Genomic DNA, 23,231 nt, shown 5'->3' with positions numbered 1-23,231 from the left:
TGGTTCAAGTGGAAGAACTGACATCTCCACTGTGGCACTTTCGATGCCGTTTAGGGTGGGGGCGTCCATCCCATTGGTTCAAAGTCTTTTGGAGTCGCACAAGTACCTGGCCGGGATGGGATGCAAGGCGCGGTGCACGGCCAATAGCTCGGCTATTGGCAAGCGCCGCAACGCCGCAGACCGCCCGGCAAGGTACTTGCCCGAAGGGTTGCGATTGGACGCCCCGGCTGCTTGCATGGGCACGAGCCGATGCGGCGCATACGAAGCACATCCACTCATCCCGATTGCACTCCAATGCGATCCCCAAAAAGACTTTGAACAGGCTCTAAGCCGCCCGGCTGCAATCCGCTGGCTCATCTGCCTGCAGCGCGGCCACCCACAGCGTAATGGCGCGCTGGTCTGTCATCGTGCGTACATGCTGGTACGCCAACTCGGCCTCGGCAAAACGCCTGCGCAGCAGGTTCAGCCATTGCTTGAGCCGGCCTGCGCGCTGGCGGGGCTCCAAGTCCTCGCACACCAGGTGCCAGAAGGCCGCCAGGTGGGGGATCAGATCGGACCACACCACCGTGTCAGCACCCAGCTGCCCTCCGTCGGCAGCACGAATGGCGCGGGCCAGGCCGGGGTCGGCCACCATGCCCCGGCCCAGCATCAACGCGTCGCAGCCTGAGACCTCGCGGCAGCGCTGCGCGTCGGCTACCGTCCAGATCTCGCCATTGGCCACCACCGGAATCTGCACCGCCGCGCGGATGGCCGGGATGTGCTCCCAGTACGCGGGGGGGCGGTAGCCATCGGCCTTGGTGCGCGCGTGAACCACCACCTCACAGGCGCCGCCCGCCTGCATGGCCTGCGCGCATTCACGCATCAGCCCCGTGTCGTTAAAACCCAGGCGCATCTTGGCCGACACGGGCAGGTGCGCAGGCACCGCGCGGCGCACAGCCGCCACCACCGTGGCAATGCGCTCGGGCTCTTGCAGCAGCGCCGCACCGCCGCCGTGGCGGTTGACCACCTTGGCCGGACAGCCAAAGTTCAGGTCAATGCCCTCGGGGCCCAAGGCCGCCAGACAGGCAGCGTTCTCGGCCATGCAGACCGGGTCAGACCCCAACAATTGCGCGCGCACCGGCACACCGGCCAGGGTGCGGCTGCCGTTGCGCAGCTCGGGCACATAACGCAGAAACACCTTGTCGGGCAGCAAGGTGCCGGTGATGCGAATGAACTCCGACACACAGCGATCCACCCCACCCACCCGCGTCAGCACGTCGCGCAGCACAAAATCCAGGAGCCCCTCCATGGGGGCGAGTAGCAGGGTCATTGCAGTGGGCTGGCAATGGCCGCCGTCGCACAAAGGACGGGCAGGCACACACCATCAAAAAAATGAATAAAAACAGGCTCTAGCGCTTATTCTATAAGCGCTAATAGCTATCAAAATCAAAGCAAAACATTGTTTTCCAGAAACACTTGCGTAAGGCAGCGCAACATTGTGCGGCAGCGGGTCATCGCGGCGTCACGGCGCGCTGGTGCAATCACCGGCACTAAGACCGGAGACCTCCCATGCTGCTGCACAAAACTGAAAAGGCCCGCCTGGAACTCTCGCCTGGCGTTCGCACCCTGAGCCTGCGCGAGCGATCGCTGCTGCTGCTGGCCGACGGCAAATCGCTGTCCGACCTGCAAGCCATGTACAACGGCATTGGCGCGCAGATCGTCGACAACCTCATGCGCCAAGGCTACCTCACCGGCCCCGCCGCGCTGCCCGCTGCCACCGAGCCACCCGTTGGCGTCATCCCCGCATCGGCCCAGGCACCCTCCATTCAAAGACCCGAGCCGGGCGAATCCCTGCGCTCGCTGGCAGGCGCGCGCATGTACCTGTTCGACACCTGCGAGCGGCTGTTTGCCCGCCGCGACCCCGCGTTGGCGCAGCAGTTTCGCGACGCCCTGCGCGCCGCCAAGGACCGTGTGAGCATGCTGGATGTGGGTGAAGCCATGCTGGAAGAAGTCGCACTGACAGCGGGCGCAGAACGCGCCGCCAGCCTGCGTGAACGCCTCGAACAACTGTTGCCCCGCACGGCTGCGGAGCAGCTTGGGCCGTTTGAACTGACCCAGCCAGCCGATCTGACTTGAAACGTTTAGGAACGGGGTTTCAGTGGGCTGGCACCAGCAGTTGGTCAACACTCGCCGCTTGGCCCCGGAACGCTACCCCGTATCTGAGGACGAGAGCTGAACAGGTCAGGTCAGGCAGCTGCCAACCGCCAGAGCGAGGTCACCTCGGCCGCCCGCGCAGCATGCAGCGCATCGCCTGCATCAGCAGCCTTGGCGTGGTGTGGCTTCACGTCATGCCGATCACGCACCACCAGACCGGCTTCGGCGATCCACCCGAGCAATTGCTCGCGCGAGCGCAGGCCCAAATGTTCGGCCAGGTCGGACAGGATCAACCAGCCTTCACCACCGGGCTCCAGATGCTCTGCCAGCCCGGCCAGAAAGCCCTGCAGCATGCGGCTGCCTTCGTCGTACACCGCGTGCTCGATGGGCGAACTTGGGCGCGCTGGCACCCAGGGCGGGTTGCAGACGATCAACGGCGCCTTCCCGGCGGGAAAGAGGTCCACGTCTTGCAGTTCGACCTGCTTTTGAAGACCCAGGCGCTGCAGGTTGTCCTTGGCGCAGACCAGGGCACGCGGCGCATTCTCGGTTGCGACGATGCGGCGCACGCCACGGCGCGCCAACACGGCGGCAAGCACACCGGTGCCAGTGCCGATGTCGAACGCCAGCTCTTTGGACGGCAGTGGCGTTTGCGCGACCAAGTCGATGTATTCACCGCGCACCGGCGAGTACACGCCGTAGTGCGGGTGGATGCGGTTGTGGGGCTCCTGGCCCAGCGCGGCAATCTCCACGCCCTTCTTGCGCCACTCGTGCGCGCCCACCACACCCAGCAGCTCACGCAGTGACACCACCTGCGGCTCGCCCGTGGCCGGACCCCAGGCTTCCGTGATGGCCTCTTTCCAGTCGGGCGCGCGGCGCAGGTTGATGCTGTAGTCGCCTTCCACCCGGATCACCAGGGTAGAGAGCGTGCGCGCGCGCTGCGACTGCGCCTGGCGGTGCAGGTGAAACACCTCTGCGGGCGTCGAGTTGGCGATTTTCTCGGCCGCGCGCGCCGCGGCCTTGGGCGGCTTGTCCTCGACGCGGCGCATCAGCGCTTGCAACAGCAGGCGCGCGTTTTGAAAATCGCTGCGCCACAACATGGCCGTGCCAGCGCACGCGAAGCGGTAGGCGGAGTCTGCAGACAAGGTGTCCTTGGCAAGCTCGACGCGGCGCGGCGCCGGTGCGCCGCTTTCGGAACGCCAGTGCGCGGAGCGCACCTCGCCCTGTTCGTTCCATTCGATCATGGGTATGTCCTAAGCGTTAATGGGGCGCTTCAGGCGCACTTCTTCGATCTTGACGCCACCCACCACGGCCGTCTTGGCGGTGGAGAGTTCCTGCTTGAAGCCCGCCAGTTCGTGGAAGCGGATGGCGCGCTCATTGCGCAAAGGCACCCACGCCGTGACGTTGGTGCAACCTTCTTCCTGCAGGCCGTCGCGAGCGGCATCCCACAGGGCCAAGCCAACGCCTTGGTTCCAGTGCGTGGGAGCGGCGTAGATAGCCCAGATTTCACCGGTGGTGGGGCGGGATTTCTCATCGCGCGAGCGGTCGTAGCCGACAAAACCGACGATCTTCTCGCCGTCGACAGCCACCTGGACCTGGGGCTCGCAATATTCAATGGCTTCGCGCCAGTAGGCTTGGCGCTTTTCAACCGACAAGGATTTCAACTGCTCGTCGGGTACCAGCCCTTTGTAGACCTCTTGGGCTGAGACGGTATGGATCTGTGCAATGGCTTTGGCATCGCGAAGCGTGGCGGGACGAACCTGGATACTGGACATGAAAAAACCGAACGAAAACGGGGGATGAAAAAACGAAAGGACCGGCATTGTCGCCGCAAACCGTTTTTCCCCCTGTACGGGTGGCTACCCCGGGCTGGGGGAAGATGGATTCACGCACCTCGCGCGCCCCGGGAAAACCCGGCGACCAAGCCCCGCACCGCGCACCTTCCAGCGCGGTTCAAAACCCCTCATTTCAAAGTTTTGCAGCGCCTTTTGCCCATCATCAGGCCATTGCCATCGCACCCGGGTGAGACGGCCCTGCACCACCGCCTGCCAGGCTGGGGCGCTGGGCCAGGGCGCGTTTGTTGCGGGGACGGGGCACATGCACTTCAGGCGGCGTGCCGTTGACAGCCCCCAGGCTCAGCACCAGCGTGACCGTGCGCGATCCGCCATCGCGTTCATCGGGCGCATACGCGCGGTAGCTGCCGTTGCCCTGCCCGTGGCTGCGCTGCACGGTATGGAACGCCACCCGCGCGCCATTCACGCGGTGGCCGCCAAACGGCAACACGCGCAAGCGCGCTTCGCGGTCCAGCGCCAGGCCCAGATAACCCGCCCGGTTGATCAGATCGGTGCGGATGGCACGCCAGGTCTCACCCTCATCGGTCGAAAACTGCCAGGTGCCCGCCTGTGCATCCAGGTGCTCGATGACCACGCCTGCCGCGGCCAGCAGGTCAGGGCAGTTTTCTTCGACGATGTGTGCCAGGGTATTGCCTCCCAGCCCAGTGCTGCTGTCGGCGGCGTGGCTGACAGTCGTTCGTCGGCGGGTGTTGCTGGCAGAGAGAGGCGAGCTGTGGGCATGGGCATTGGCGTTGGCACTGGCGGTCATGGGAGTCCCTTAAAACAATGGGTGAACACAAAGGTTTGCGCATTGGTTCGCCCTCCAGGTGCTTTTCAATGCTTGACGGAAAGTCTAAAAAGTGCACGACCGTGCGTCCATCGCACAAATGGACTAGTCCGCAACGGGTCGTTGTGCGCAATACTTGGCCGTATGACCGCCCGCCTTTTGCTTGTGGATGACCACGCCCTGTTCCGCACGGGTCTGCGCCTGATCGTCCAGGACCACCCTTCTGTGGGTGTGATCGCCGAAGCCGGCTCGATTGCCGAGGCTTGCGCGCTGCAGGCCGCTGACACCGATCTGGTGCTGCTGGACATCCAGTTGCCCGGCATGAGCGGACTGGACGGGCTGCGCCTGCTGCGCCAGGCCTGCCCGGTGGCCCGCATCGTGCTGGTGTCCGCCAGCGTGGCACCCGATGCGGTGCATGAGGCCCGCGGCCGCGGCGCCGATGGTTTTTTGCCCAAGTCCGCCAATGCCGAAGACATCCTGGAGGCCATCACCTGCGCGCTGTCCGGCAAGCCGTGTTTTCCGATCAACAGCGGCAACAGCGCCACCACCCGTGGGCCCGATACGCCGTCGCTCACCACGCGGCAACTGGAGGTGCTTTCACTGCTGTGCACAGGCAAGCCCAACAAGGTCATCGCGCGCGACCTGGGGCTGAGCGAGAACACGGTGCGCGTGCATGTGGCAGCCATCTTTGCCCAGTTGGGCGTCAACAGCCGCAGCGCAGCCCTGCTGGCGGCGCAGCGCCTGGGCTTGTCCACACCCCAGCTTCATGACACCCTCTGAGACCGTGGCAGCGCTGGACGCCACCCTGCCGCCCACCCGCTGGGGCTGGCGGTTGTGGGAACGAGACGAAGTGCTCCGCGAGCAGGTGGCGCTGCTGCGCCAGAACTTCCCCATGACGCTGCTGGCCTCGTTGGCCACCGCCCTGGGAACGCTCTGGGTGATGGCAAGTGTGGCCGATGCGCAGATCGTCACCGTGTGGCTGATTACCCATACGCTGGTTGTCAGCGGTGTGTATGCCACGCTGCGCAGCATCGCTCCGTTTGTGGACCCCGCCCCGCAAGCGGCACGCAAGCTCATCGGCTGCATGGCCTTGATGGGCTTGAGCTGGGGCAGCCTGGGTTATGTGGTGCTGTACTGGGGCACGCCGGAAAGCGTGATCTACGCCGTCGGCATCATCAGCACCGTATCGTCCGGCGCGCTGGGGCTGGGGGCGCCGCTGTACCGCGCCTATCTCACGTACCTGACCTGTGCCGTCGGTGGTGTGATGGTGGCAGTGGCACTGGCCGGTGGGCCGGTGATGTGGCCAGCGCTGTTTTTGACCACCGTGTACTACGCACTCACCAGCCTGCAGGCCCGCACGGCCGACCGCGCCACGCGGCGCAGCATTGCCCTGAAGCTGGAAAACGAGCGCCTGGTGAGCGAGCTGCGCGCCGAATCCCAGCGCGCGCTCGCAGCGCAAGAGGCCGCAGAGCGGGCCGACCGCGACAAATCCCGCTTTCTGGCGGCCGCCAGCCACGACCTGCGCCAGCCCTTGCATGCCATGGGCCTGTTCCTGGAGTCGTTGCAGCGCAGCCCGCTGAACGACCACCAACGCACGGTGCTGCAACACGCGCACGCGGCCTCGGGGGCTGCGGCCGAGATGCTCACCACCTTGCTCGACTATTCGCGGTTGGAAGCGGGTGTGGTCAAGGTGCGGCCCGATGCGTTTGCCGTGCAACCCCTGCTGACCGCACTGGAGCAGGAATTTGGCGTGCAGGCCGACACGGCGGGGCTGGTATACCGCACCCGCGAGACGTCTGCAGCCGCCCATGCAGATCGCTCGCTGGTGGGTCTGGTGATGCATAACTTCATCTCCAACGCCTTGCGCTACACCGCGCGTGGCGGTGTGCTCATCGCCTGCCGCACGCGCGGCAAGCGGCTGGCATTGGAAGTGTGGGACACGGGCGCGGGCATCCCTGAGCACCAGTGGGAAGAAATCTTCAAGGAGTTTCACCAGCTCGGCAACCCCGAGCGCGACCGGCGCAAGGGCCTGGGCCTGGGCCTGGCCATCGTGCAGCGGCTGGCGCGCGAGATGAAAACGTCGGTCGAGCTGCGCTCATACCCGGGCAGAGGTTCGGTGTTTCGCCTGTGGCTGGACCGGTGGCAGGGTGCGCTGGTCGACGATGCCATCCCGGCGCTCGATGCCCGCGGCCTGGTGGGATTGAGGGTGCTGGCCATTGACGACGACGAGGCCGTGCGGCTGGGCATGCAGGCGCTGCTGCAAAGCTGGGGCTGTCACTGCATCACCGCTGAGTCGAGCACCGAGGCGCTGGAGTGCCTGGACGACATCACTCCCGACCTCATCATCACGGACTTCCGTCTGCGCCACGAAGAAACCGGCAAACAAGTGCTGCAAGCCCTGCGCGCCTACCTGGGCGTCCACGTGCCCGCGATCATCATGACGGGCGACACATCACCGCAGCGCCTGCGCGACGCGCAGTCCACCTCGGCTCTGCTGCTGCACAAGCCGGTATCCACCGGCCAACTGCGCGATGCCATCGTGCAGCTCATCACCCAACCGCCGCTGGTAGAGATAGAAGAATCCGACCCGCTGACGGAAGACGCAGCTACAACCAGCGCCGCACCAGCCCCATGACCTGGTCGAACTTGGTGCCGTACGGCGGGTAGAACATCGAGCCCATCGACCAGCGCGACTGCACCAGCACCGACTTCTGGTGGCAAAAACGCAAAAACCCCTGCTCGCCGTGGTACGCCCCCCAGCCGCTGTCGCCCACGCCGCCAAATGGCAGGTTGTCATGGGCAATGTGCATCAGCGTGTCGTTCACCGTCACGCCGCCGCTCACAGTACGGCGCAGCACATCGTCGCGCACCGATTCGCTCTGACCAAACCAGTACAGCGCCAGCGGGCGCGGCCCGGCGTTGATGTGCGCAATGGCGTCATCGAGCCGCTCGTAGGAGATCACGGGCAGGATGGGGCCAAAAATCTCTTCCTGCATGAGCTGCATCTGCGACGTGGCACCAAACACCAGCGTGGGCAGCATCTGGCGGCTGGCCCCATCGCCCAGCGTGCCCACGGTGTGGACCACCGGCTTGCCGGCAGCAGGCTCGATGGTCTGCACCTCGGCCCCTTGGGTCTGCGCCTGCTGCAGCATGGTGCGCAGGCGGGCGTGGTGGCGCGGCGTGATGATGGACGCGTAATCGCCATTGCCTTCAATGGTCGGGAAGAGTCGCAACACGGCGGCCCGGTAGGCCTGGGTGAACTCGCCTTCGCGGCCGCGGGGTAGCAGCACGTAGTCGGGTGCGATACAGGTCTGCCCGGCGTTAAGCAGCTTGCCGTGCGCAATCTTCAGCGCGGCGTCCTGCATATCGCAATGGCCGTCGATGATGCAAGGCGACTTGCCGCCCAGCTCCAACGTCGTGGGGGTGAGGTGCTGGGCCGCCGCCTGCGCCACCTTGCGCCCCACGGCCGTGGAGCCGGTGAACACCAAGTGGTCAAACGGCAACGAGGCAAACAAGGCCGACAGGTTGGCGTCGCCCTGCACCACACAAAACTCGTCGGGCGAAAAGAACTTTGCCACCAACATTGCCAGTTGGGCTGACGTGTGAGGCGTCAGCTCACTGGGCTTGAGCATCACGCGGTTGCCCGCGGCCAATGCGGTGATGGCAGGCGCCAGTGCCAATTGCACGGGGTAGTTCCACGGGGCAATCACGCCCACTACACCCAGCGGCTGGCGCTGAATCCACGCGTGTGCAGGCTGCAGGTACAACGGTGTGCGGACTTTTTTAGGCTTCATCCACCGTGCCAGGTGGCGCAGCGTGTGCGACAGCAGGGTGCGCAACACAAAAAAGTCGGCCACCTCGGTCAGGCGCGGTGAACGCATGCCAAAGTCGGCCTGCACTGCGGCGGCGAGTACCGGCCCGTTTTCATCGAGCATCTTGCGCAAACGCAGTAGGCGCTCGCGGCGCACCAGCAAGGGCACATCGACATGCGCGCGGCTGGCCTGGCGTTGAAGGTCGAAGTGGGCGTGGATATCGGCTGGTGTCATGGTCTGATCATAGAAGACACCCCGACAGGTGCATTACAAAAAAGGCGTTGGACCGTGCAGCGCGAAGCGCGCAGGGGCCATGGGCAATAGGCAGAAGAGGTGCGCGTCAGCGCACGTCACGGGCCTCGACGTCCTGCACGTCGGCAGCGCCGGGCAACACGCCGCCACGGCGCGATGCAGGGGTTTCTTCAGCGGTGGCATCCCCGGTCGCGGGGGCTCCGCGCCGGCCCGCCGACCAGCGCTCGGACGAACGAAATGCGGTGCTGAAACCCGTGCGCGGGTCCATGCGCATGACCCACGGCGTCACAGGCCGGCCGGTCAACCTTGCCCAGCCTGCGCGCAGCGACCACACCAGCGCCAGCACCATCACCGCGGCCAACAGGCTCAAGAACAGCACCACGCCTATGACAACCACCACCAAGCGCAGCACCAGACGCAAAACGCCTGCAACAATTTCGTTCAAACGACACCTCTCATTCACAACCGGGGCGGGGCAACAACCCCGGCCCCACCGAGTTCAACCCAGTTCAACCTTGCGGCACAGCGCCGAACTGGAACACGCCCGGCTCCAGCACCGGGTTCACGCTGACCGGAATCACGCTCTTGGGCGGGAAACGCCCTTCCAGCAACAGCTTGGACAGCGGGTTCTCGATGCGCTGCTGGATCGCCCGCTTGAGCGGCCGCGCACCGTACACGGGGTCAAACCCCACCTTGGCCAATTCTGCCAAGGCGGCCTCTGATACCTCCAGTTCCAAATCCATCTTCGCCAGCCGGGTTTGTAGCAACTGCAGCTGGATGCGCGCGATGGACGCAATGTTCTGCGCATCCAGCGCGTGGAACACCACCGTCTCGTCGATCCGGTTCAGGAATTCGGGTCGGAAATGGTTCTTGAGTTCCCCCCACACCGCTTCCTTGATGTCGTCCGTGTCCTGCCCCACCATGGCCTGGATCAGGTGCGAGCCGATGTTGCTCGTCATCACGATCACCGTGTTCTTGAAGTCCACGGTGCGGCCCTGGCCATCGGTCAGTCGGCCATCGTCCAGCACCTGCAGCAGCACGTTGAAGACGTCGGGGTGGGCTTTTTCCACCTCGTCGAGCAGCAGCACGCTGTAGGGCTTGCGGCGCACGGCTTCGGTCAGGTACCCGCCCTCCTCATAGCCCACGTAGCCGGGCGGCGCGCCAATCAGGCGGGCCACCGAGTGTTTTTCCATGAACTCGCTCATGTCGATGCGGATCAGGTGGTCCTCGCTGTCAAACAAAAAGCCCGCCAGTGCCTTGCACAGCTCGGTCTTGCCCACGCCTGTGGGGCCGAGGAACAGGAACGAGCCCGTGGGCCGGTTGGGATCACTCAGGCCCGAGCGGGAGCGGCGAATGGCATTGGCCACCGCAGCAATCGCCTCTTGCTGGCCCACCACACGCTCGTGCAGCCTGGTCTCCATCTGCAACAGCTTGTCCTTTTCGCCCTGCATCATCTTGGACACGGGGATGCCCGTGGCGCGACTCACCACCTCGGCGATTTCTTCCGCGCCCACCTGCGTGCGCAGCAAGCGGCGCGGGGCAGGTGCACCGTCTTTGCCGTCTTCCTGCGCCTGCGCTTCTTTCAGCTGCTTTTCCAGGTCCGGCAGCTTGCCGTATTGCAGCTCGGCCACCTTGTTGAAATCACCCTTGCGGGTGAACTCTTCAATCTGGAACTTGAGCTTGTCGATGGCTTCGCGCACATGGGCGCTGCCCTGCGCCTGGGCCTTCTCGGACTGCCAGATTTCGTCGTAGTCGGCGATTTCCTTTTGCAGCTTGACGATCTCTTCCTCAATCAACGCAAAGCGTTTTTGCGAGGACTCGTCTTTCTCGCGGCGCACAGCTTCGCGCTCGATCTGCAGCTGGATCAGTCGGCGGTCAAGCTTGTCCATCACCTCAGGCTTGGAGTCCATTTCGATCTTGATCTTGGACGCGGCCTCGTCGATCAAATCGATGGCCTTGTCGGGCAAGAAACGATCGGTGATGTAGCGGTGGCTCAGCTCGGCCGCCGCCACGATGGCGGGGTCGGTGATGTCCACGCCATGGTGCACTTCGTATTTCTCTTGCAGGCCGCGCAGGATGGCGATGGTCGCCTCCACACTGGGTTCGCCCACCAGGATTTTTTGAAAGCGCCGCTCCAGCGCCGCATCCTTTTCGATGTATTTGCGGTACTCATCCAGCGTGGTCGCGCCCACGCAGTGCAGCTCGCCACGCGCCAGCGCGGGCTTGAGCATGTTGCCCGCATCCATCGCGCCTTCGCCCTTGCCGGCGCCCACCATGGTGTGCAGCTCGTCGATGAAAACGATGGTCTGGCCCTCGTCCTTGGCCAGCTCGTTGAGCACGGCCTTCAGGCGCTCCTCGAACTCACCGCGGAACTTGGCACCGGCCAACAAGGCCGCCATGTCGAGCGACAACACGCGTTTACCTTTGAGCGACTCGGGCACCTCGCCCGCCACGATGCGCTGGGCCAGTCCCTCGACGATGGCGGTCTTGCCCACACCGGGTTCGCCGATCAGCACAGGGTTGTTCTTGGTGCGGCGCTGCAGCACCTGGATGGCGCGGCGGATCTCGTCGTCGCGGCCGATTACCGGGTCGAGCTTGCCCATGCGGGCGCGCTCGGTCAGGTCCATACAGTATTTGGCCAGTGCGCCGCGCTGGCCTTCGGCCTCGGCGCTGTCCATCTTCTGGCCGCCGCGCACGGCCTCAATCGCGGCCTCCAGGCTCTTGCGCGTGAGGCCGTTGTCCTTGGCAATTTTTGCGGCCTCGCCCTTGCTGTCGATCACGGCCAGCAAAAACAGCTCGCTGGCAATGAACTGGTCGCCGCGCTTGATAGCTTCTTTTTCGGTGGCCTGCAGCACGCGCCCCAGCTCGGGGCCGCCCTGCACCTGATCTTGCCCCGTGACCTGGGGCAAGCGCTTGACAGCGGCCTCGGCTGCCGTCAACAGCCCGGGCACATTGGCGCCCGCACGCTGCAACAGCGCCTTGGGGCCGTCGTCCTGCTTGAGCATGGCCACGAGCATGTGCACGGGCTCGATGTAGGCGTGGTCATTGCCCAGCGCGATGGTTTGGGCATCGCTCAGGGCTTCCTGGAACTTGGTGGTGAATTTGTCGAGACGCATGGGTGAATGTCCTCCGAATTGCAGAGCACGTGGGGCAACTTCTGCCTGATTTCAAGACAGTGCTGCGGCCCACCCATTGACCTGCGTCAGTGAATCACCCGGACGCCGCAGCGCCGTTTACTACTAGTTTGATAGCTGGTAGCGCTTTGCCAATAAGCGCTAGAGGCCGATTTGGCTTGAAACTTTGGTTCAAACGCCTGCTCGGTGCGCCAGGGCCATCCGCCTGCCGCCCCGCAAGACCAGCAACCCGGCGCCAGCCAGGGTGTGCGCGCAGGTCAGGCAGCACGCCGCCGCAGCGCACCCACGCTCATGCAGCCCAACAAACCAGCCAGCAGCACCAACGCCCATTGGCCCAAGGTGGGCACGTTGTGCACATTGCTGACAACGGCCCCAGCCGTCACCACCACGGAATCTGCTGCAGCACCGGAGCCAAACGTCCAGGTGTAAGTGCCGGGCGTGACGCCCAGACTGGCGAAGGTGGCGCCTGCAAAAGTGGCGGTACCCGAAAGGGCGGAACCGGATAGATAGCCACCGGGTAAAAAGACCTCCCCAGTCACACCGGACACCCCTACCGCGTCTCCCGAGGTGCTATTCCCCACCGTCGCCCCTCCTGAACCAAAACTCGTCGGCCCAGTCATGCCCATGTAGCCCACGAGAGCACCGGCCCCACCGCAAAAGCCTGCGCTACTTGCGACTATGTCCCCCGCCACGCCGCAGAAGCCCGCCCCCATTGGTGTCAAGGCCGCCGTATTCACACTCCCACTTGCCGTCACCACCACGTTACCGCCCGTCTCGGTCAGCGTGAACGTCAGGGCTGCGAAAGCAGGACTCAGCGCCAAGCAAGACACCACAGCGAACAGGAATTTTTTCAACATATCGACTCATTCAAGTAAGAAGGGAACGGCCACCCAAGGCTTGGACGGACAGACGGGAATGGACTCACGCCGCCTTGGCATCACTGACAACGCAGCAATGCGTTTCAGCAAACAGCACGGGCACGCATCGGAAGCGTTGGTGCCCATTTTTTCCAAATGCGAAGGCGCCAAGACGCGCCGCCAATGCTAGAAATGCCTGCTCCGTCGCCCTATAGTCCGATTGAGCTAGGACACAACACCCGCCGCATGAGTGGGCGTGGACAGGGGTTGGGCGGGTTACAGTCCCCGCCCATGCCACCTACCCGTGTTCTGCTGATTGACGACCACGCCATGTTTCGCACAGGGTTGCACCTGTTGCTGCGGTCTGTGCTGAACGACCTGGAGGTGCTCAAGGCGGGCTCCATCGAAGAGGCCCTGCAACAGGTGGCGCCACCCCAGCTCATCCTGCTGGACGTGCGGCTTCAGGGGCTCAATGGGCTCGATGGCATGGCGCTGCTTCAGCGGCGTTGGGCCAAGACCCCCATCGTGGTGCTGACCGCAGACCCCTCGCCCGACGCTATGCGTATGGCCATGGAACAGGGCGCATCGGCCTTTGTGTCGAAGGAACAAACCGCGGACGACATTCTGTCGGTGGTCAAACAGGTGCTGGCGCTGCCCCCTGCCGGCGGGGCCTCGCCTCCAGCGCCCACCGTGTCCCAAACACCTTCTGGCCTTACCCCCCGCCAATGCGAAGTGCTGGACCAGTTGTGCCAGGGCTTGACCAACAAGGCCATCGGGCGCAAGTTGGGCCTCGCAGAAAACACCGTGCGGGTGCATGTGCAGGCCATCCTGGCGCACCTGGGTGTGTCCAATCGGTCCGAGGCGGTGTTTGCCGCCCGTCGCAAGGGCCTGGTGGGATGAACCGCCCCCAACAACTTCTGCGCCTGCCTGGCGACCGCATGCTGGTAGAGCTGTTGCGCCTGCTGATGGGCAATGTGGGCGCGTCGCTGCTCCCCATCTTCCCGTTGCTGGCCATTGTGCTGTGGATGATGTCCAACCCCAGCAACGCTCTGGGCCTGTGGGTGTGGGCTGCCGCGGTGGTGGTGTCGCGGTTGGTCCACGTATTTCACGCGCGGTACGCGCTGAGCGGCGATCTGACCGAATCCACGGCTGTCCGTCACGTGTGGATTTTGATCGCCATCAACGGCCTCGACGGAGCCATCTGGGCGGGGCTGGCCTGGGCAGGGTTGGACTCGGCCACCGTGGTGGGGACTGCTCTGGTGATGGCGGTCATGGCGGGCGTCACCGCCAACGCCATGGCCGTGAACTGTGTGGTGATGCCGGTGTTCGTGGCCTTTGCCACCGGTGCGTTGGTCTGTCTGGGCTTGAAGCTGTGGTTGATGCCCGACCCGGCCTACATCGCCATGGCCTTGATTTCAACGGTCTACGTGGCGACCCTCACGGCCCAAGGGCGCAACGGCGCGCGCGTGGCGCTCGATGCCATCACTCTGCGGTTTGAAAACATGGCGCTCATCCAGCAACTGCGCATCGAAACCGACAAAGCCCAGGCCGCCCATCAAGAAGCCGAGCACGCCAACCAGGCCAAAACCCGCTTCCTGGCCGCTGCCAGCCACGATCTGCGTCAACCCATCCACGCCCAAGGGCTGTTTCTGGAGGTGCTGTCGCGCAGCCCCTTGTCGCCCGAGCAGCAAGAAGTCTTGGCCAATGCCCGCGCCACATCCGATACCACCACCGGCATGCTGGGCACGCTGCTCGACTTCTCGCGCATCGACGCTGGCGTGGTCGAGGTGCGACGCGCCCCCTTCCACCTGCAGCCGCTGCTCAACAAAATTGACCGCGAACTGGCCCCCCAAGCCCTGGCACAGGGACTGGTGCTGCGTCTGCGCGAAACCCGCGCAGCCATCGACTCTGACCCGGTACTGGTGGAGATGATGCTGCGCAACCTGGTTTCCAACGCCATTCGCTATACGGTGCGCGGCGGGGTTCTGGTGGGGTGCCGAAAGCGCGGTGACGACACGGTGCTGGAGGTGTGGGACACCGGCATTGGCATCGAAGCCGACCAGTTGCAAACCGTCTTCAGGGAATTCCATCAATTGGGCAACCCTGAGCGCGATCGGGAAAAAGGCTTGGGGTTGGGGCTGGCCATTGTCGATGGCCTGGCACGGGCGCTGGGGCATACCTTGAGTGTGTGCTCCCGGCCCCGGCGCGGCAGCGTGTTTCGCCTGCGCCTGCCCAACGCCCGCGCAACCGTCGTCAACGACCCCCCACAAGCGGTGGCCCGCGCCATGCGCCGCCTGGACCTGCATGTGCTGGTGATTGACGACGATGCCGCTGTTCGCCACGGCATGCAAAAGTTGCTGCAAAGCTGGGGTTGCGATTGCACGGCGGTGGAGTCGATTGACCAGGCCCTGGCGGCGGCCGCCCAACGCGGCCCTCAGCTGATCATCAGCGACTACCGCTTGCGAGACCAATGCACAGGTGCCCAGGCCATTGCTGCCGTTCGGGCCCAAAGCGGCCTGCCCCTGCCCGCACTCCTGATCACTGGAGACACCGCCCCCGACCGCCTGCGCGAGGCCCTCGCCAGCAACATCCCCTTGTTGCATAAGCCGGTGTCCCCCGCCCAGCTGCACGAACAAATGGTCCAGGTGATGGGCAGCTGAAACCCAAGGACTACAAGCCTTTTGGGGCTCTAGCGCTTTACCTGCAAGCGGAAATAGCTATTAAATCAGTAGCATTCGTGTGTTTTGTGCTGTGGATCTACAGCCACAGAGCATGCGACTGGAGAGACTTTCTGGCAGATTGCCGCTGCAGTGAGAGGCTACCAGCCAACCGCTGCAGGGGGCATGGAGTGGTTCATTGCTGGGCAGGCAAGCCCCAGCGGGCGGCAGCCGCGTCATCGCTCACGCGCGCATCGACCCAGCGCGCGCCCTCAGTGGTTTCTTCCTTCTTCCAGAACGGCGCCTGGGTCTTGAGGTAGTCCATCAAGAACTCGCAGGCCTGAAAGCTCTGGCCCCGGTGGGAGCTGGTCACGGCCACCAACACGATCTGGTCGAGCGGCTGCAGCAGTCCCACGCGGTGGATCACGCGGGCGCCAAAAATATCGAAGCGCCGGAAGGCTTCGTCCACCATGGTTTCGATGGATTTTTCGGTCATGCCGGGGTAGTGCTCCAGTTCCATGGAGGACACCTGATCGCCCTCGTTGCGATCACGCACGGTGCCCACAAAGCTGCACACCGCCCCCACGCCCTTGTTCTCGCTGCGCAAGGCGGCGATCTCAGCGGACAGGTCAAAGTCCTCGGTCTGGATGGCAACGCGGGGCAAGGTCATGGCAAAAAACTCTCTACAGGGCGGATGGCAAAAACTGGGGGATGCCCACTCAGGGCGAGCGATGCAGCCGGGGTGCGGCCAGCAAGGCGCGTTCTTCCTCGACCACCTTGTGCAGTTGCACCAGCGAAGGCGACGGCGGCAATTGGGCCAGCAGGGTTTGCAGGCGCGTGACATCACCCACCGTGGGTGCCACCTTGATCTGCGCGATGGCTGCATCCACATTGCCGCCGCGCACCAGCGCCAGCACTTTGGCCGGCCATTCGCTTTTGTTTCGTGCCATAAATAGGTAAAAAGGTTTGTCTGTACGATTCGCCCGCACTGTACCCGCAGTGCAGACATCTCAGAACGTGTTGACGATCTCAAAACAGGCTCTCACCTCCGCCCATGGCCACACAAACCATTCAGACCGCTCTGTACAAGCTCTATCCGTCCCCGCGCAACACGGTGCGCGACGTGTTCGCGCACCAGGTCTTCGTGCCCCACCCCTACGCCATCATCGACCTCGATGTGATGGAGCTGGCGGGCAAAACGACGCTGTTTGGAGCCTGCCGCCTGTCGGACATGAAAATGGGCCAGGTGGTGACATTTGAGCTGCCATCCGACCAGACCAAGTTTGAACGACTGTTCACGCCCGATTGAACGGTGCCCATGGAAGACGACAACCAGATCCACGTCCCGCCTTCTTTCATGGCGGTGTACACCGATGCCCGCGGCCGCCTGATTGAACGTGCCCAAACCGTGCGCACCCGCTATGAGCTGTGCGAAGACCTGGCAGGCCACCTGGTGGAACATGCGCAGACGCTGTACCACGTGCAGGCGCCATCAGAGACCGAGATCCTCAGCCGCATCCATGCCGGGCTGTGCACCCCGGAATCGGGTGTCTCCATTTCGGAGGCCACCTGGATCGTCACCCGCCTCGCTGAGTTGCTGGCGTGGCCATGCCCCGCGCTCTTAGCGCCGCAGCCCGACGCCCTCCCACTGCCGCCCACGCACTGAACCGGCCTTTGCGCCCAATATGCGCTTGGCTATACTGCGCCCCATGCCGGTGCACTCCTTCTTTGCCATGTCCGCAGCTCTTGCGGTGGCATTGCAGTGCACAGTCAAAGCCAAAAAACCCCAGCTCATCTGACCGGAGCTGTGTGGTTCCGTCCCGGATGAGCGACGGAACCCTTGGCACAAAACTCCCCTTTTTGTTTCCTGGCATTCAGCGCGCGCACCTGTGACGGTTCTTCCAATCGGTCGAACTCTCGAGGAACTTTCGCATGCCATCCACCGCCCCTCCATCCGCGCCCACCCCCTTCAGCGGACTCTGGATTCCCCTGGTCACACCGTTTCATGACGGCGCCGTGGACCACCTCGCCCTCGCAAAGCTGACCACCCGCCTGGCGACCCAAGGCGTGGCGGGTTTTGTGGCCTGCGGCTCCACCGGCGAAGCCGCTGCACTCGACGAGGCGGAGCAAATCGCTGTGCTGGACACCGTGCTGGGCGCCGCGCAAGGCCTGCCCGTGGTGATGGGCCTGTCGGGCTACCACCTGGGCCAGACGCTGGAATGGGTGCGCACCCTGGCGCGCCACCCGGTGGCCGGGCTGCTGGTGCCCGCACCGCACTACATCCGCCCATCCCAAGAGGGTTTGTTGCACTGGTTCCGCACCCTGGCCAATGCCAGCGCCGTGCCGCTGATCGTCTACGACATTCCCTACCGCACAGGCGCCACGCTGGCCACAGAAACCCTGCTGGCACTTGCAGAACACCCGCGCATCCGCGCCATCAAGGACTGCGGCGGCAACGCCGCCAAGACGCAAGCGCTGATCGCCGACGGGCGCCTGGCCGTGCTAGCGGGCGAAGACGCGCAGATGTTCACCACCCTGGCCTGGGGCGGCCAAGGCGCCATTGCCGCCAGCGCCCACTGGCAAGCGCCGCATTTTGTGCAATTGCTGGAGTTGCTGCGTGTGGGCGACCTGCCCGAGGCCCGCCGCGTGTGGCAAGCGCTATCACCCTGGGTGGAGGCTTGCTTTGCCGAACCCAACCCCGCGCCGCTGAAGGCCGTGCTGGCGCAGGCGGGCTGGATGCGCAATGAGCTTCGGGCACCGATGATGGTGGCCTCGGCCGCAATGGAGCAGCGCCTGCGGGCCACTTTGGGCACGCTAACGGAAAACCTCGGTTGATAGAGCGGACGAGCCATTGGGGCGACGGGCGGCACAGCGTCATGGCGCTCACCCCCCGTCTAACCCTGATGCGCAAATCGCCTGACTGGCAGTATCCTGATTTCGCCACCCACGGGGCCCACCCGGTGGGAGTCTGCAGGAGTCACCATGCTGCGCTTAATCGCATTGGCCGCCGCCCTGTGCTGCACCAGCCCCTCAATGGCTGGCAGCGCGTCTTACAACGTGAGCAACGACGAGTTGTTTCTTACCGACATCGGATTGGCGGGAAAAACGGTGCGCTATCGCGACGTGCTTCTCAAAATGCGCGCCATGCCCGTGATTTTGCTGGGCGATGCGCGGGCCAACACCTTCAATTTCAACGAAACCACTGGGGTGTTGCACTTGCCCAATGTGGTGTACCAGGGGCGCGCGTACTCCGGGGTGCGCATTGAAGGTGCTGATTTTGAGGTGCTGGCTGTGGGCTCGGGCTACGAGGCCGCGCCCCTGGCTTTTCCGGGCGCAGCCAGCTTTGGGGCGCAGGCCACGGGCGGGCGCGGCGGGCGGGTGATCACGGTGACCAACCTCAACGCCAACGGCCCCGGCTCACTGCAAGCGGCCCTCGACGAGGAAGGCCCACGCACGGTGGTATTTGCCGTCAGTGGCCTGATTGATGCAGCCATTCATCTGACGCGGGGGGATGTGACGATTGCCGGGCAGACGTCGCCAGGAGGCATCACCATTCGGCAGCTGCACACCACGGAAGAGCCTTTTTGCGACCAGCGCGTGGAGTGCGCGGCCACGGCCCGCAAGGCCGACAACTGGATCCTGCGGCATGTGCGCATACGGCCTGACGCCCGGCACGACGACGGCCTGCGCATGCGCTACACACGCCGCGCCATCGTGGACCATGTCTCCATCGGCGGTGCGACCGACGAGGCCATGGAAATCTCGTACGCACAGGACATCACGGTGCAAAACACGATCATTGCCGAAACCGTGGGCGACCATGCTGACCGCGGGGGCGTGCTGATCAACTACAGCAACCCCAGCCAGGGGTACGAGTTGACACGGCTGGCCCTGCACAACAATGTGTTCAACCGCATCTTGGGGCGCTACCCCGAGTTTTCGCGTGAAAGCGCTGCCGCTGGCAATTCGGTGATGGATGTGGAGCTGTCCAACAACCTGTACTGGGACATGGGGTATTTTGTAGACATCAACAACACCACGGTATCGGCGTCAGACAGCGGCCAGCCCATCTACTACCGACTGAATTTTGCCCAGAACTACGCCGTGGCCCGCAACGCAGCCCATCCCGAACAGATGCGTTTTGGGATGGTGCACATAGCAACACCCCAAGGGGCGCTGCCGCGCACCACCACCTGGTTCAGCGGCAACCAGATCAACCTGTACCCCCATCACACCGACTACGGCCTTGTGTACTGCTGCAACGACTATCCCGATGCGCCTCGCAGCAACGCTTCGCCCGCTTTTGCAGTGCCGCAGCGGCACGACTTCCCGGGAATGGGTTATGCACGGGCGGTGGACTTGCCCGCCCTGGGCGTGCTCAATGCAGGCGCCTTCCCCCGCGACCCGATGGACAAGCGCCTGATGCAGGCAGTGGAGCGCCGGGAGATCACGCTGGTGCCCCGCGATGTGAACCCCGCTGGCGATGGCAGCGCAATGCCCTGGGCCCCTGGCGCCCAGCCCCTTGCAGCCCCGCAAGACAGCGATGGCGATGGTATGCCCGACGCCTGGGAAACCGCTCACGGTCTGAACCCCCAGGCACAAGACCACAATGACACCCAGCTGACGATGCCCTTGCTGGGCATGCCGGGGTACACCAACTTAGAGGTTTACTTGCATCTGCTGTCCGAGCAGCGCCTGCGGGAAGGCGACGGGCACTGAGGCCCGGGCTACCGGCAGACGCAACCTCAACCGCCCGTCACCGGAGGGAAAAACGCTACTTCAGCCCCATCGGCCAAAGGCGCAGTCTCGTCGCTCAGCGTCTGATTCAACGCCATACGCACCGCCTTGCCACGCGCCAAGCTACTGGCGTGAGCGCCGCCGCGTGCGATGAGTTCGTCACGCAGCGTGCCCAGCGTGGTGGCAGAGGTCTCGACGGCCTCGCTGCCTTGCCCTATGGCCTCGCGGATGGAGGCGAAATAGCGCACCGTCAACTTCATGACAACAGCCCCGCAAAGGAGATGAACCGCACCGTATCGCCCGGTGCAATCGTCTGGCCCGCCGCGTTGTCGACCACGCCATCGCCCCAGGCGGCCGACGTGAGCACGCCCGAACTCTGGTTGTTGAACAGGTCCAGCCCACCGGCAGCGTTGTGCCGCACGCGCAAAAACTCACGGCGTTTATCGGCCTTGGGCCAAATGAAATCAGCGCGAGCTGCTATGGATTGAGGAGCAACGTCCATCACCCCCTGCAGCCGCAGCACAAACGGGCGCACCAGCAACGCAAACGTCAGAAAGCTGGACACCGGGTTACCAGGCAGGCCCATAAAGTGCGCTGCGCCGCCGCCGTCACGCGGGATCTGCCCGTAGGCAAAGGGCTTGCCAGGCTTCATGGCGATCTGCCACAGGTCCAGGCTTCCCAGCGTCTCGACAGCGGGCTTGATGTGGTCTTCTTCGCCCACGCTCACACCGCCGCTGGTCAGGATCAGGTCGTGCGCGCTGCTGGCTTGTCGCAGGGCGTCGATGGTGGCATCCCGCCGGTCGGGCACGATGCCGAAATCCGTCACCTCACAGCCCAGGCGCAGCAGCATGGCGCGCAGGAAAAAGCGGTTGCTGTTGTAGATGGCCCCCGGGCGCATCTGCTCAGGCGGCACATCGCCGGGCATGACGAGTTCATCGCCCGTAGAGAACAGCGCCACGCGCGGGCGGCGCGCCACCTGCAGTTGGTGCAAACCGATGCTGGCGGCCAGGCCCAGTTCTGCCGGGGTCAGGCGGGTGCCCGCCGACAGCACCACCGCCCCACGGGTGATGTCTTCGCCCGCGTTGCGGATCCATTGGCCCAGCTTGGCCACGGCGTTGATCCGCACCTGACCCAGGCCCTCACCACCAACGGCATTCGCCAGGGGTTCGCAGTCTTCCTGCATCAGAATCGCATCCGCGCCCTCAGGCACCGGCGCGCCCGTGAAGATGCGGGCGGCGGTGCCCGGCAGCAGCGGGTCGCCCGAGCTGCCCGCTGCAATGCGCTGCGATACGGGAAGAACCACACCCGCTTCGGCCACATCGGCGCAGCGAACGGCATAGCCGTCCATGGAGCTGTTGTCCTGCGGCGGCACCTGCAGCGCCGAGACACAGTTTTGCGCCAGCACGCGGCCGTCCGCATCGAACGTGGTGACGGTGTCGGCGCCCTGCAAGGGCACGGCTTTGGCCAACAGGTCAGTCAGCGCTTCGTCCAGCGGTTTCAGGGGCTTCATTGGGGGGCGCATGGCAGCAGGCCCCCGTGCAGCTCCCAGTTGTATTCAAAGCGGTGCTCGTACTGGACCAGCCAGTCCGCCACCTGCGCCGGGTTGTTGAGATCCAGCAAGGGCAGTTGGGTGGGCACGGGCAGGCTGTCAGGAGCATCCGTGGCCACGGCGACCACAAAATCGTCTTCGGGGTAGCGCACGGGCTTGGCCACCTGGCCGGTTTCGGGTGCGCGCCACACTTCCACCTTGAGCAGGTCGCTGTCTTTAAAGCCTTCCACCAGTACCCAGTCCACGCCCTGGTACAGCTCGGCCAGCAGGTGGTGCACGCTGAGCGTGGCGGGCTGCTCGAACTCGCGCACCAGCATCAGGCGCTTGTCGGACGCCGCCACCACCTCAAAAGCCCCGGCCTCGCGGTGGCGGTGGGTGTCTTTGCCTGGGTGGTCGATGTCGAAACTGTGGTGGGCATGTTTAACCACCGATACACGCAAGCCCCGCAGCCGCAGCTCGGGGATCAACTGCTCCACCAGCGTGGTCTTGCCACTGCCGGAAAAGCCGGCAAAACCGACAACTTTCATCCATTGCTCCTTGGGTAGCTATTGCTTTTATAGCTGCTAGCGCTTATCAGATAAGCGCCAGGGGCATTTTTTATATCAAATTTCTCATTCACCATTCACCAGTCACCCGTCACCCGTCGCCGCCTAGGCGACCGGCGCGCAGTGGCGCTCGATGTATTGCTTGACCAACTGCACGTTGGCGGGCATGACATGCACGCGCTTGGGCAGGTCTTCGATGCCCGCAAACTTCTCGGGCCGCTCGGGCGCGTGGCCCAGGGCTTCAATGATGGTTTCGGCGAACTTGATGGGCAGTGCGGTTTCCAGCACGATCATCGGCACGCTGGCGTCTTGGTGGTGTTCACGCGCCACCTTCACGCCGTCGGCCGTGTGGGTGTCGATGGTGACGCCGTGGCGCTCGAAGTTGTCCTTGATGGTGGCCAGGCGGTCGGCGTGGGTGCTCTTGCCGCTTTCAAAGCCGTACTTGGTAGCCGCCTCGGCAAACAGAGGCTCGGCACTCAAATCGAATCGGCCATAAGCGGGCAGCGCTTTGGCAAACAACGCGTTCGTGCGCTGGCCGTTGCGGCCCAGCAGGTCGAAGATGAACCGCTCGAAGTTGCTGGCCTTGCTGATGTCCATCGACGGGCTCGACGTCTCGTGCGTGTCGGCCGCTGCGCGCACGCGGTAGGCGCCGGTGCGAAAGAACTCATCCAGCACGTCGTTCTCGTTGGTGGCGACCACCAGCTTGTCGATGGGCAAGCCCATGCTGCGCGCCACATGGCCCGCGCAGACGTTGCCAAAGTTGCCCGAGGGCACGGTGAAGCTGACCTTCTGGTCGTTGGTTTCGGTGGCCTGGATGTAGCCCGCAAAGTAGTACACCACCTGCGCCAAGAGGCGCGCCCAGTTGATGGAGTTGACGGTGCCGATCTTGTACTTGCGCTTGAAAGCCAGGTCGTTGCTCACGGCCTTGACGATGTCCTG

At 64.3% G+C, this 23,231-nt stretch carries 22 protein-coding genes and 1 pseudogene; 9 read left to right on the top strand and 14 right to left on the bottom strand.

Annotation, left to right across the window (positions count from 1 at the left end):
- Window positions 1-325: 325 nt before the first annotated feature.
- Window positions 326-1,309, bottom strand: coding sequence for a tRNA dihydrouridine synthase (locus ACK41V_RS20745; RefSeq protein WP_409785165.1), 984 nt, complete (start codon window positions 1,307-1,309; stop codon window positions 326-328).
- Window positions 1,310-1,548: 239 nt separating this feature from the next.
- Here ACK41V_RS20745 and ACK41V_RS20740 point away from each other — a divergent pair, with 239 nt between their 5' ends.
- Window positions 1,549-2,115 carry a hypothetical protein gene (locus ACK41V_RS20740; protein WP_409785163.1) on the top strand — a complete coding sequence of 189 codons (567 nt, stop codon included), beginning with the start codon at window positions 1,549-1,551 and terminating at the stop codon, window positions 2,113-2,115.
- Between the two features lie 110 nt (window positions 2,116-2,225).
- On the opposite strand, the gene ACK41V_RS20735 is transcribed toward ACK41V_RS20740, so the two are convergent.
- The 3 genes from ACK41V_RS20735 to ACK41V_RS20725 all read right to left on the bottom strand — a co-directional run bounded on the left by ACK41V_RS20735 (window position 2,226) and on the right by ACK41V_RS20725 (window position 4,731).
- Window positions 2,226-3,374 carry a methyltransferase gene (locus ACK41V_RS20735; protein WP_409785161.1) on the bottom strand — a complete coding sequence of 383 codons (1,149 nt, stop codon included), beginning with the start codon at window positions 3,372-3,374 and terminating at the stop codon, window positions 2,226-2,228.
- Window positions 3,375-3,383: 9 nt separating this feature from the next.
- Complete coding sequence (locus tag ACK41V_RS20730; protein WP_409785159.1) at window positions 3,384-3,905, bottom strand: N-acetyltransferase family protein; 522 nt, start codon at window positions 3,903-3,905, stop codon at window positions 3,384-3,386.
- Window positions 3,906-4,128: 223 nt separating this feature from the next.
- Window positions 4,129-4,731 carry a hypothetical protein gene (locus tag ACK41V_RS20725; protein WP_409785158.1) on the bottom strand — a complete coding sequence of 201 codons (603 nt, stop codon included), beginning with the start codon at window positions 4,729-4,731 and terminating at the stop codon, window positions 4,129-4,131.
- Window positions 4,732-4,893: 162 nt separating this feature from the next.
- Here ACK41V_RS20725 and ACK41V_RS20720 point away from each other — a divergent pair, with 162 nt between their 5' ends.
- Together ACK41V_RS20720 and ACK41V_RS20715 are read left to right on the top strand one after the other, a co-directional pair.
- The gene (locus ACK41V_RS20720) at window positions 4,894-5,529 is read left to right on the top strand and encodes a response regulator (protein WP_409785156.1); all 636 of its coding nucleotides are present in this window, start codon (window positions 4,894-4,896) and stop codon (window positions 5,527-5,529) included.
- Window positions 5,516-7,384, top strand: a complete 1,869-nt coding sequence (locus ACK41V_RS20715) for a hybrid sensor histidine kinase/response regulator (protein WP_409785154.1) — start codon at window positions 5,516-5,518, stop codon at window positions 7,382-7,384. The genes ACK41V_RS20720 and ACK41V_RS20715 overlap by 14 nt, the downstream gene beginning before the upstream one ends.
- Here the strand turns inward: ACK41V_RS20715 and ACK41V_RS20710 are convergent.
- From ACK41V_RS20710 to ACK41V_RS20695, 4 genes are all read right to left on the bottom strand, one after another.
- Window positions 7,356-8,795, bottom strand: coding sequence for a coniferyl aldehyde dehydrogenase (locus ACK41V_RS20710; RefSeq protein WP_409785152.1), 1,440 nt, complete (start codon window positions 8,793-8,795; stop codon window positions 7,356-7,358). The genes ACK41V_RS20715 and ACK41V_RS20710 overlap by 29 nt on opposite strands.
- Before the next feature lie 106 nt (window positions 8,796-8,901).
- Window positions 8,902-9,258: a hypothetical protein gene (locus tag ACK41V_RS20705; RefSeq protein ID WP_409785150.1), complete on the bottom strand. Its 357-nt coding sequence runs from the start codon at window positions 9,256-9,258 to the stop codon at window positions 8,902-8,904.
- 64 nt (window positions 9,259-9,322) lie between these two features.
- Window positions 9,323-11,929: an ATP-dependent chaperone ClpB gene (gene clpB / locus ACK41V_RS20700; protein WP_409785148.1), complete on the bottom strand. Its 2,607-nt coding sequence runs from the start codon at window positions 11,927-11,929 to the stop codon at window positions 9,323-9,325.
- Window positions 11,930-12,204: 275 nt separating this feature from the next.
- On the bottom strand, window positions 12,205-12,804 hold the full coding sequence (locus tag ACK41V_RS20695) for an IPTL-CTERM sorting domain-containing protein (RefSeq protein WP_409785146.1): 600 nt from the start codon (window positions 12,802-12,804) through the stop codon (window positions 12,205-12,207).
- A gap of 291 nt (window positions 12,805-13,095) precedes the next feature.
- On the opposite strand from ACK41V_RS20695, the gene ACK41V_RS20690 reads away from it, so the two are divergent.
- Complete coding sequence (locus tag ACK41V_RS20690) at window positions 13,096-13,704, top strand: response regulator (RefSeq protein WP_409785144.1); 609 nt, start codon at window positions 13,096-13,098, stop codon at window positions 13,702-13,704.
- Window positions 13,701-15,464: an ATP-binding protein gene (locus ACK41V_RS20685; RefSeq protein ID WP_409785143.1), complete on the top strand. Its 1,764-nt coding sequence runs from the start codon at window positions 13,701-13,703 to the stop codon at window positions 15,462-15,464. The genes ACK41V_RS20690 and ACK41V_RS20685 overlap by 4 nt, the downstream gene beginning before the upstream one ends.
- 193 nt (window positions 15,465-15,657) lie before the next feature.
- Here ACK41V_RS20685 and ACK41V_RS20680 read toward each other — a convergent pair whose 3' ends face one another.
- Together ACK41V_RS20680 and ACK41V_RS20675 are read right to left on the bottom strand one after the other, a co-directional pair.
- On the bottom strand, window positions 15,658-16,131 hold the full coding sequence (locus ACK41V_RS20680; protein WP_409785141.1) for a molybdenum cofactor biosynthesis protein MoaE: 474 nt from the start codon (window positions 16,129-16,131) through the stop codon (window positions 15,658-15,660).
- A gap of 49 nt (window positions 16,132-16,180) precedes the next feature.
- Window positions 16,181-16,411 (bottom strand): hypothetical protein, encoded by a 231-nt coding sequence (locus ACK41V_RS20675; RefSeq protein ID WP_409785140.1) that lies wholly within the window; start codon window positions 16,409-16,411, stop codon window positions 16,181-16,183.
- A gap of 104 nt (window positions 16,412-16,515) precedes the next feature.
- Between ACK41V_RS20675 and ACK41V_RS20670 the strand changes: the two genes are divergently transcribed.
- The 4 genes from ACK41V_RS20670 to ACK41V_RS20655 all read left to right on the top strand — a co-directional run bounded on the left by ACK41V_RS20670 (window position 16,516) and on the right by ACK41V_RS20655 (window position 20,180).
- The gene (locus ACK41V_RS20670) at window positions 16,516-16,770 is read left to right on the top strand and encodes a hypothetical protein (RefSeq protein WP_409785139.1); all 255 of its coding nucleotides are present in this window, start codon (window positions 16,516-16,518) and stop codon (window positions 16,768-16,770) included.
- Window positions 16,771-16,779: 9 nt separating this feature from the next.
- A complete protein-coding gene (locus tag ACK41V_RS20665; protein ID WP_409785137.1) occupies window positions 16,780-17,127 on the top strand; it encodes a hypothetical protein in 348 nt (115 codons plus the stop codon).
- Between the two features lie 266 nt (window positions 17,128-17,393).
- A complete protein-coding gene (dapA, locus tag ACK41V_RS20660) occupies window positions 17,394-18,296 on the top strand; it encodes a 4-hydroxy-tetrahydrodipicolinate synthase (RefSeq protein ID WP_409785136.1) in 903 nt (300 codons plus the stop codon).
- Between the two features lie 147 nt (window positions 18,297-18,443).
- Complete coding sequence (locus tag ACK41V_RS20655; RefSeq protein ID WP_409785134.1) at window positions 18,444-20,180, top strand: hypothetical protein; 1,737 nt, start codon at window positions 18,444-18,446, stop codon at window positions 20,178-20,180.
- A 26-nt stretch (window positions 20,181-20,206) separates the two neighbouring features.
- On the opposite strand, the gene moaD is transcribed toward ACK41V_RS20655, so the two are convergent.
- The 4 genes and pseudogenes from moaD to ACK41V_RS20635 form a co-directional block, all read right to left on the bottom strand.
- On the bottom strand, window positions 20,207-20,458 hold the full coding sequence (gene moaD, locus ACK41V_RS20650; RefSeq protein ID WP_409785132.1) for a molybdopterin converting factor subunit 1: 252 nt from the start codon (window positions 20,456-20,458) through the stop codon (window positions 20,207-20,209).
- Window positions 20,455-21,708 (bottom strand): gephyrin-like molybdotransferase Glp, encoded by a 1,254-nt coding sequence (glp, locus tag ACK41V_RS20645; RefSeq protein WP_409785131.1) that lies wholly within the window; start codon window positions 21,706-21,708, stop codon window positions 20,455-20,457. The genes moaD and glp overlap by 4 nt, the downstream gene beginning before the upstream one ends.
- Window positions 21,705-22,274 carry a molybdopterin-guanine dinucleotide biosynthesis protein B gene (gene mobB, locus ACK41V_RS20640; RefSeq protein ID WP_409785129.1) on the bottom strand — a complete coding sequence of 190 codons (570 nt, stop codon included), beginning with the start codon at window positions 22,272-22,274 and terminating at the stop codon, window positions 21,705-21,707. The genes glp and mobB overlap by 4 nt, the downstream gene beginning before the upstream one ends.
- Window positions 22,275-22,397: 123 nt before the next feature.
- Window positions 22,398-23,231: pseudogene (locus ACK41V_RS20635) on the bottom strand (threonine synthase); the annotation flags it as partial.

This window comes from Acidovorax sp., from assembly GCF_046291265.1.
Lineage (GTDB): Bacteria > Pseudomonadota > Gammaproteobacteria > Burkholderiales > Burkholderiaceae_C > Acidovorax.
This window is presented reverse-complemented; position numbering and strand designations above follow the sequence as displayed.